Source organism: Nocardioides sp., from assembly GCF_041600255.1.
Classification (GTDB): Bacteria; Actinomycetota; Actinomycetes; order Propionibacteriales; family Nocardioidaceae; genus Nocardioides.
Map to the genome: position 1 here is coordinate 1 of NZ_JBFIKK010000142.1, position 7574 is coordinate 7574.

Below are 7574 nucleotides of genomic sequence, written 5' to 3' on the forward strand. Positions count from 1 at the left end.
GCCCGCCCGTCCCGTAGTCCTCGGCGATCCCCCGCACGCGGGCGACGCTGACGCCGGGCAGCTCGCGGACGGCTGCCTGCACCAGGTCCGACCACAGGGCGGGGTCCACCCCGTAGCCGCTCACCATGCCCTCCCCCATCGGCAGGGTGGCGCTGTAGGTGGCCTTGTTCTCGGCCGCGTCGCTGGTGGTCGCGATGCCGAGAGCGACCACACCGGCGACCGTGGCCGCCACCGCCGCCACCGCCGGCACGGTCCGGGTCCGGTGCCGTGCGGCGTCCCGGACCGAGTAGCGCAGGCTGAGCGGCAGTCGACCCGACACGCGTGCCAGGGCGACCAGGACGACCGGCACCAGCAGGATCATCCCGAGCACCGACAGGATCGCCGAGGCAGCGATCCAGAGCTCGCCGCCGCCGGTCTGCCGGGCGCCGAAGGCCGCTCCGGCGATTCCGACGGCGAGCAGGGCGAGCCCGAGGAACGGCGAGCGCAGGCTGGCGGCCCGATCACCGCGCCGACCGGCGAGCACGGCCACGACGTCCTGTCGGGAGGCGATCCACGCCGGTACGACCGCGGCGATCAGGGCGCTGGCCAGACCGAAGCAGGCGACCCCGAGAATCCGGAGCCAGGGCAGGTCGAGCGGACCGAACCACGACGAGGACCAGCGCTGGACCAGGGGGATCAACGCCCAGCCGGCCGCCACGCCGAGGACCACGCCCAGGGTCGCGGCCAGACCTCCGAGCACGACACCTCCTGCGAGGATCACCCGTCGCGCCTGGGCGGGGCTACCGCCCGCCGCCGCGATCAGGGCCAGGTTGCGGGACTGCCGCCGCGCGCTGACCGCGAAGGCCGGCCCGGCCAGCAGGACCACCTCCAGCAGGGCCATCACCACGATCAGCACCACGACCGCCAGCATGGTGTTGTCCCCGTCGTCGAAGCCGTGCTGGAGCTCGGGGGGAAGCGCGGACGCCGGCGGTGGGTCCAGGAGCACCGCACGGGAGAGCACGGTGGCGCCGATCGCGTTCAGGGCGCGCACCTGCTCCCAGCCGACCGGGCCACCGCCGACCAACCAGGTGCGTGGGCCACGTACCTGGGGAGCCAGGGCGCCCAGCGGGCCGGCCGCGAACGGCTGACTGCGCCACGAGGTCGACTCGGCCAGCCCGACGATGGTGGGAGTTCGGGTGGCGTCGAGCCCGCCGGTGCCGCCTCCCACGATCTCCAGCCGCTCCCCCACGGCGTAGCCCTTGTCGGCCAGGGCCTGGTTGACGACCACCTCGTCCGTGCCCTGCGGCAGCCGGCCTGCGGTCAGGTCCACCAGCCCGCTGGCCAGCGGGTCGGCCAGGTCGACCTCCAGCCCCTCGGCATCGGCGACCCCCTTGCCGGAGACGACGCGCAAGAAGGTGGGGCGCATCTCCAGCACGGGCACCGACCCGCCCAACAGCGCCCGCACCTCGGCCAAGGTGGGCGTCTCGGTCTCCTCGCCCATCGAGCCCGAGATCCCGTTGTCCGGGTCGACGTCGTGGAAGACCTGGCCCACCCCGGGCTGGACGACGACCCGGGCGTCGGCGGCACCGAGGCGACGGTCCAACGACTCGACGCCGTCCACGTCCGCGGTGGCCTGCACGACCAGTGCGGCGGTGACCGCCAGCACGGGCAGGGCGATCATCGCCAGCACCAGGGCGCTGCGGCCCTTGGCGCGGGCGGCGTCGCGCCAGGCCAGCAGCAGGGGCAACCGCCAGGCGCTGAACCGCCTCACCGCGGGTGGCCCGAGGCGAGCAGGGTCTCGACCGGGTCGGTGCCGGACTCGTCGACGACCACGCCGTCGCGCAGGAAGACCACCCGGTCCGCCCAGGCAGCGTGCCGGGCCTCGTGGGTCACCATCACGCCGGCCGCACCGGCGTCGCAGCGGGCGCGCAGCAGCGCGAGGATCTCCTCACCGGTCTCGGTGTCGAGTGCTCCGGTGGGCTCGTCGGCCAGGATCAGCCGACGCTCGCCCACGATGGCGCGGGCGATCGCGATCCGCTGCTGTTGGCCGCCGGACATCTCGTCCGGGAACCGCTGCCACAGGTCGCCGATGCCGACCTCGTCCAGGGCGGCGCGGGCGGCCTTGCGCGCCGTACGACCCGACGCGCCGTCGAGCTCGAGGGGCAGGGCGACGTTCTCGGCAGCGCTCAGCGCGGGGATCAGGTTGAAGTCCTGGAAGACGTAGCCGATCGAGGTGCGTCGCATCCGGGCACGGCCCTTGGCGCCCAGCGTCGCGAGGTCGGCCCCCTCGACGCTGACCGTGCCCGAGGTCGGCGCGTCGAGCCCGCCGGCCAGGGTCAGCAGGGTGGACTTGCCGGAGCCCGACGGGCCCATCACGGCGACCAGCTCGCCGGGGTGGGCGGCGAACGAGACCGCGCGCAGGGCGTGCACCTCGGTGGCGCCCTCGCCGTGGACGCGGCTGACGGCGTCGAGCTTCAGGATCGGGCTCATCGCAGGGCTCCCGTGTTCTGGGTGGAGGGCTGGGTGGAGGGCTGGGTGGCGGCGGCGCGGGAGCGGTCCTGCGCGGCGCGACGGAGCCGTGCCTCGCAGTGATCGAGCCACCGGATCTCGGCCTCGGCGGCGAAGACGAGCGAATCGAGCACCAGACTCCAGGCCATCTCGCCGCGCTCGTCCGCACCGTTCGCCGCGTCCGGGCGACCCGAACGCTTGAGCCGGGTGTAGTCCTGCAGCGCCTGCATGGTGGCGCTGCGCTGCTGCTGGATGACGGCGCCGACGTCCACGCCCGGGACGGTCACCGCCAGCGCGAGCTTGATCGCCAGCTCGTCGCGCGGTGGCTGCGTGCGCGGCACCGGCGTGGTGAACCACGACGCGACCTCGTCGCGGCCCTTGGGGGTGAGCCGGTACATCTGGTGGCCCTCGTCGTCGGCGCCGGCGCCCTCGACCAGGCCGTCGCGCTCGAGGCGGGTCAGCGTGGTGTAGACCTGCCCGACGTTCAGCGGCCAGGTGGATCCGGTCCGCAGCTCGAACTCGGTCCGCAGCTGGTAGCCGTACATCGGCTCCTGCTCCAGCAGCGCCAACAGGGCTTGTTTCACCGACATCGCTGTCTCCTGGTCCGGATGTCATCGCCGCCCATGGCGATGGATACCGGGTATGTATACCACGTATGCACCGCATCTGTCCGTCCCGATCACTAGGGTGATGGCGACCGACACACCTCTCGAGGAGCACACCGATGTCCGACTCCGGCTACCCGCCGCCCCCGAACGACCCCCAGCAGCCGAACCCGTACGGGCAGTCCCAGGGCCAGCCGAACCCGTACGGCGCTCCCCCGCCGCAGCCCGGCGCCAACCCGTACGGCTCGACCGACCCCTACGCCCAGGCGGCGTACGGCGCGGTCGCCCCCGGCGGGTACGCGCACTGGGGCAAGCGGGTCGGCTCCTACCTGATCGACTACCTGCTCGTGATGGTCGGCTACATCCCCGCCCTGATCGGCGGCGCGATCTCCGGGTCCCAGCCCGACGGCACCAGCATGGCCGGGACCCTGCTCAGCCTGATCGGCTTCGGCCTCGCGATCGCCATCTTCGTCTGGAACACCTGCCTGCAGGCCGGCCGCACCGGCTACTCCGTGGGCAAGGGCGTGATGGGGATCAAGCTGATCAACGAGGGCACCCAGCAGCCGATCGGGGCGGGCATGGCCTTCCTGCGAGCGCTGCTCCACATCCTCGACTCGCTGCCCTGCTACCTCGGATTCCTGTGGCCGCTGTGGGACGCGAAGCGTCAGACCTTCGCCGACAAGATCATCAGCAGCGTGGTGATCAACCAGCCCAAGGGCTGATCACGTCGGTCGGCCGCCACCGCTCCCGCATCGGAGCCGTGGCGGCCGGTCGAGGTGACGAATCCGGACCGTCAGGGTCGCGACTTCCGACTGGTCACAAAGCTGACGCAGTCGCCCTGATTCCTGAAGGCGGGATGGGTGAACGTCCTCCAACCGCCGTTCTTGCACTGGTCCTTGTTGGTGGGCGTGGTGCCACCTCCGCCGGCGCAGTCGGGATCTGCTCCGTCGACCAGGGCATCCCCGTCGTTGTCGATGCCGTCGCTGCAGGTCGCGTCGCCCACCGGCCCCTCGGTTCCGGCCCCCGGCGGTGGCGCGAACCCGGGACAGATTCTGACCAGGCTGTTGTTCGAGTCCACCGAGCCGTCGTCGTAGCGCGTTCCTTCCTGCGTCAGGTAGAGGCACCCATCAGGGCCCACCTGCGAGAGGTCGCCACGGAATCCACCGCTGGCGAACAACGACTGCGTCGGCGTCCGGGTGTAGTCGTCGGCCGGGAAGTCGTAACGGGTCAACGTGCCGTCGAGGTTGACGGTGACCATGAACTTCGGCGCGACGGCCTTGAAGGCAATCCCGTCCGGTTCGCTGCCGATGGCCAGTGGCACGTCGTTGACGATCGCTCCCGACCGATCGATCACCTTCACCGCGCGGTTCGTGCGATCGGCGATGAACAGGTACCTGCCTTGCGGCTCGAAGGCGATGCCGTCGATGAACAGACCTGCGGTCGCACCCGAGTAGGTGCCCGCCGTGGTGAAGTCCCGGTTCACGAAACGCAGCACTCCGTCGAACCCGACGTAGACGAGGTTGAGCGTCTGTGGGTCCGTGGCGATACCGAGCGCGTTACCGGCGTCCCCGAAGGCTGGACGCAGTTGCGCCCCGGTGTTCGCATCGAGGTTGGTGACCCCGCCGCTGGTGTTCGAGTACAGCGTTCCGTCGGGGTGGTTGGTCAGCCCACAGCCCGCATTGCTCCCTTGCACGGTCGAGGGATGCAGTTCAGACCCCGTCGGATCGGGTGAGACGACGCTCTGTCGGTCGAAGCGCCGCAGGTCGCTGCCGCTGAACCGGCAGAAGTCGACCAGCGGGTCGCCGTCCGGGGCAAAGGCAACCCCTCCGAAGAACTCCGGCCCGATGCCGAAGAGATCTTGGGTGAACGACGGTGCGAGCGTCGTGAACGACTTCCCATCACCATCGGAGTGATCTGCGAGGGCGCCACCCGCGGATCCAGCGATCACCAAGGTGACGCCGAGCATGAGAGCCAGGAGACGGCTGTGTCGGTGCATGTGCATACCTCCTCTGCCACCGGATCCACGAGTGGCCCGCGCGCCGGTCCGACCCGAGAAAGACCAGACGCCGTGGGGGATGCAGCCTCCTCCAGACTCCTCGGGGAGAAGTTCGGCAGTCAATGACACAAGTGGGCGGCACCGTCTGGCCCATCGGGGCGGCCAGCGTCGTCGGCCAAGCGTCGTCGGCCAGGGAGGCGGGAGGAGTCAGCGTCGGCGGAGCTTGCGCTCCTGGGCGAGCTCCGCGCGGTACGTGTGCGCATCCACCTGGATGGTGTGCCGCTTCGACGCGACGTAGCGCCGGCGCACCGCCCGGTCGTAGGCCGCGATCTGTCGACGCATCTCGGCCACGGACGGCAGCCGCACCCGGCCGCCGATCAGGTCGGCCACCCAGTGCGACTGGGCCTCGGCCAGCGGCATCACCGCGCCGAGCGGCTGGATCAACCCCACGAAGTAGAGGCCGGGGTGCTCCGGCGCCACCACCCGGCGGTAGAGGTCGACGTGGTTGTCCTCGGCCCGGACCACGGTCTCGTCGAGGAACGGGAAGCTGACCTTGTAGCCGGTGCAGTAGACGACCACGTCCGCCTCGACCGAGGTGCCGTCGACGAAGCAGACCCGGGAGCCCTCGAAGCGCTCGATGTTCGGCTTGATGGCGATGTCGCCGTGGCCGAGCCGGGTCAGCAGGTCGTCGCTGACCGTCGGGTGCGCCTCGAGGACCTCGTGGTCGGGCTCGGGCAGCCCGTAGTCGGTCATCCGGCCCACCGAGAGCCGCAGCATCGCCTTCATCCCGAGCTTCTGCAGCCGGAACGGGCCGCGCGCCAGCGGCGAGCTGGTCAGATGGTCGGTCGGCACCCCGAACAGGTACTTGGGCAGGATGTGCGCGCCCCGGCGCATCGCGAGGTACGTCTCCCTGGCCACCCGGGAGGCCTCGACCGCGATGTCGGTGGCCGAGTTGCCGATGCCCAGGACCACCACCCGCTTGTCGGTGAAGACGTCCGGGGTCCGGTAGTAGTGCGCGTGCAGTTGCTCGCCGGGGAACGACTCGGCGCCGGGAAAGCCGGGCTCGGGCCAGCGCGCGTCCCAGTGGTGACCGTTCGCCACGATCACGTGCTCGTAGTGCCGGGTGACCGCGTCCCGGGCGTGGTCGCGGGAGCGCACCGTGACGTCGTACCCACCCTCGGCGGCGGCGCTGACCTTGCACACCTCGGTGCGGAAGGTGATCCGCTCGCGCAGGCCGAAATGGTCCACGAAGTCGTCGAAGTACGCCGCGATCTGCCAGTGGCTCGGGTAGTCCGGGTAGTCCTCGGGCATCGGGTACGCGGCGTACTCCATCGCCGAGCGTGAGGTGTTGATGTGCAGCGAGCGGTACGCCGAGCTCACGCCGTTGTCGTTGTCGTAGCGCCAGTTGCCACCGACGCCGGAGCCCATCTCGAAGCAGTCGAAGTCGATACCCCGCTCGGCGAGCACCTGGGCGGCCGTGATCCCGGAGGATCCGGCGCCGATGATGCAGACGCGAGGGGACGGGGACGGCACAGCGGACGGCATGACTCAGCAGCCTAGGGGGGCGTTGGCCGCTCGTCGCGTGATCCCAGCATCTGCCCGGTCCCGGACCGGCGGCGGGCGGTGCGCCACACTCGGGGCATGAGCCGAACCCCCCAGACCATCCTGATCACCGGCGCCTCCTCGGGACTGGGCGCCGAGATGGCCCGGCAGTTCGCTGCCCTGGGCCACGACCTCGCCCTCTGCGCGCGACGCGTCGAACGCCTCGACGAGCTGAAGGCCGAGATCCTCGCCGCGCACCCCGAGCGACGCGTCGAGGTCCGCCCCCTCGACGTCGACGACGACGACCAGGTCTTCGAGGTGTTCCGCGCCTTCCAGGCGGACTTCGCCGCCGACGGGCGCACCATCGACCGCGTCGTGGTCAACGCCGGCATCGGCAAGGGCGCCAAGCTCGGCACCGGCGGCCACGCCGCCAACCGGCAGACCGCGATGACCAACTTCGTCGCCGCCCTGGCCCAGACCGACGCGGCGATGGAGATCTTCCGGGCGCAGAACTCCGGCCACCTGGTGATGATCTCGTCCATGTCCGCCCTGCGCGGCCTGCCCCGTGAGCTCAACACGTACGCCGCGACCAAGGCCGCGATCGCGCACCTGGCCGAGGGCCTGCGGGTCGAGCTGCACGGCAAGCCGATCAAGGTGACCGTGCTCTACCCCGGCTACATCAAGACCGAGATGACCGCCGACGGCGCCGTCGAGGGCGGGATGATGGCCTCGGCCGAGAAGGGCGTGCGGGCCATGGTCCGGGCGATCGAGAAGGAGAAGGCCTCGGCGTACGTGCCGGCCCTGCCGTGGGCGCCACTGTCGGTCGTGATGAAGCATGCGCCGGTGCCGGTCTTCAAGAAGATGGTCTGACAAGCCCGCCCACCTGCCACTTGTGGTTGCCCAGAACCCGCTGACCTGCCAGTTGTGGTTGCCGTACGGCAACC

7 protein-coding genes are annotated in these 7574 nt (G+C 71.0%); 2 read left to right on the forward strand and 5 right to left on the reverse strand.

Annotated features, from left to right (window positions below):
* From ABZE72_RS14260 to ABZE72_RS14270, 3 genes are all read right to left on the reverse strand, one after another.
* The coding region (locus ABZE72_RS14260) for an ABC transporter permease (RefSeq protein ID WP_372729697.1) at nt 1–1750 on the reverse strand (1750 nt) is incomplete at its 3' end.
* Nucleotides 1747–2469, reverse strand: a complete 723-nt coding sequence (locus ABZE72_RS14265) for an ABC transporter ATP-binding protein (RefSeq protein ID WP_372729698.1) — start codon at nt 2467–2469, stop codon at nt 1747–1749. The genes ABZE72_RS14265 and ABZE72_RS14260, both read right to left, overlap by 4 nt.
* Nucleotides 2466–3077 carry a PadR family transcriptional regulator gene (locus tag ABZE72_RS14270; protein ID WP_372729699.1) on the reverse strand — a complete coding sequence of 204 codons (612 nt, stop codon included), beginning with the start codon at nt 3075–3077 and terminating at the stop codon, nt 2466–2468. Before ABZE72_RS14270 ends, ABZE72_RS14265 begins: the two co-directional genes overlap by 4 nt.
* A gap of 134 nt (nt 3078–3211) precedes the next feature.
* Here ABZE72_RS14270 and ABZE72_RS14275 point away from each other — a divergent pair, with 134 nt between their 5' ends.
* Nucleotides 3212–3814 (forward strand): RDD family protein, encoded by a 603-nt coding sequence (locus tag ABZE72_RS14275; RefSeq protein WP_372729700.1) that lies wholly within the window; start codon nt 3212–3214, stop codon nt 3812–3814.
* A gap of 71 nt (nt 3815–3885) precedes the next feature.
* On the opposite strand, the gene ABZE72_RS14280 is transcribed toward ABZE72_RS14275, so the two are convergent.
* Both ABZE72_RS14280 and ABZE72_RS14285 read right to left on the reverse strand, forming a co-directional pair.
* Complete coding sequence (locus tag ABZE72_RS14280) at nt 3886–5058, reverse strand: hypothetical protein (RefSeq protein WP_372729701.1); 1173 nt, start codon at nt 5056–5058, stop codon at nt 3886–3888.
* Nucleotides 5059–5295: 237 nt separating this feature from the next.
* Entirely contained in the window at nt 5296–6633 is a 1338-nt protein-coding gene (locus ABZE72_RS14285; RefSeq protein ID WP_372729702.1) for a flavin-containing monooxygenase, read from the reverse strand.
* 96 nt (nt 6634–6729) lie between these two features.
* Between ABZE72_RS14285 and ABZE72_RS14290 the strand changes: the two genes are divergently transcribed.
* Nucleotides 6730–7500, forward strand: a complete 771-nt coding sequence (locus ABZE72_RS14290) for an SDR family oxidoreductase (protein WP_372729703.1) — start codon at nt 6730–6732, stop codon at nt 7498–7500.
* Nucleotides 7501–7574 lie beyond the last annotated feature (74 nt).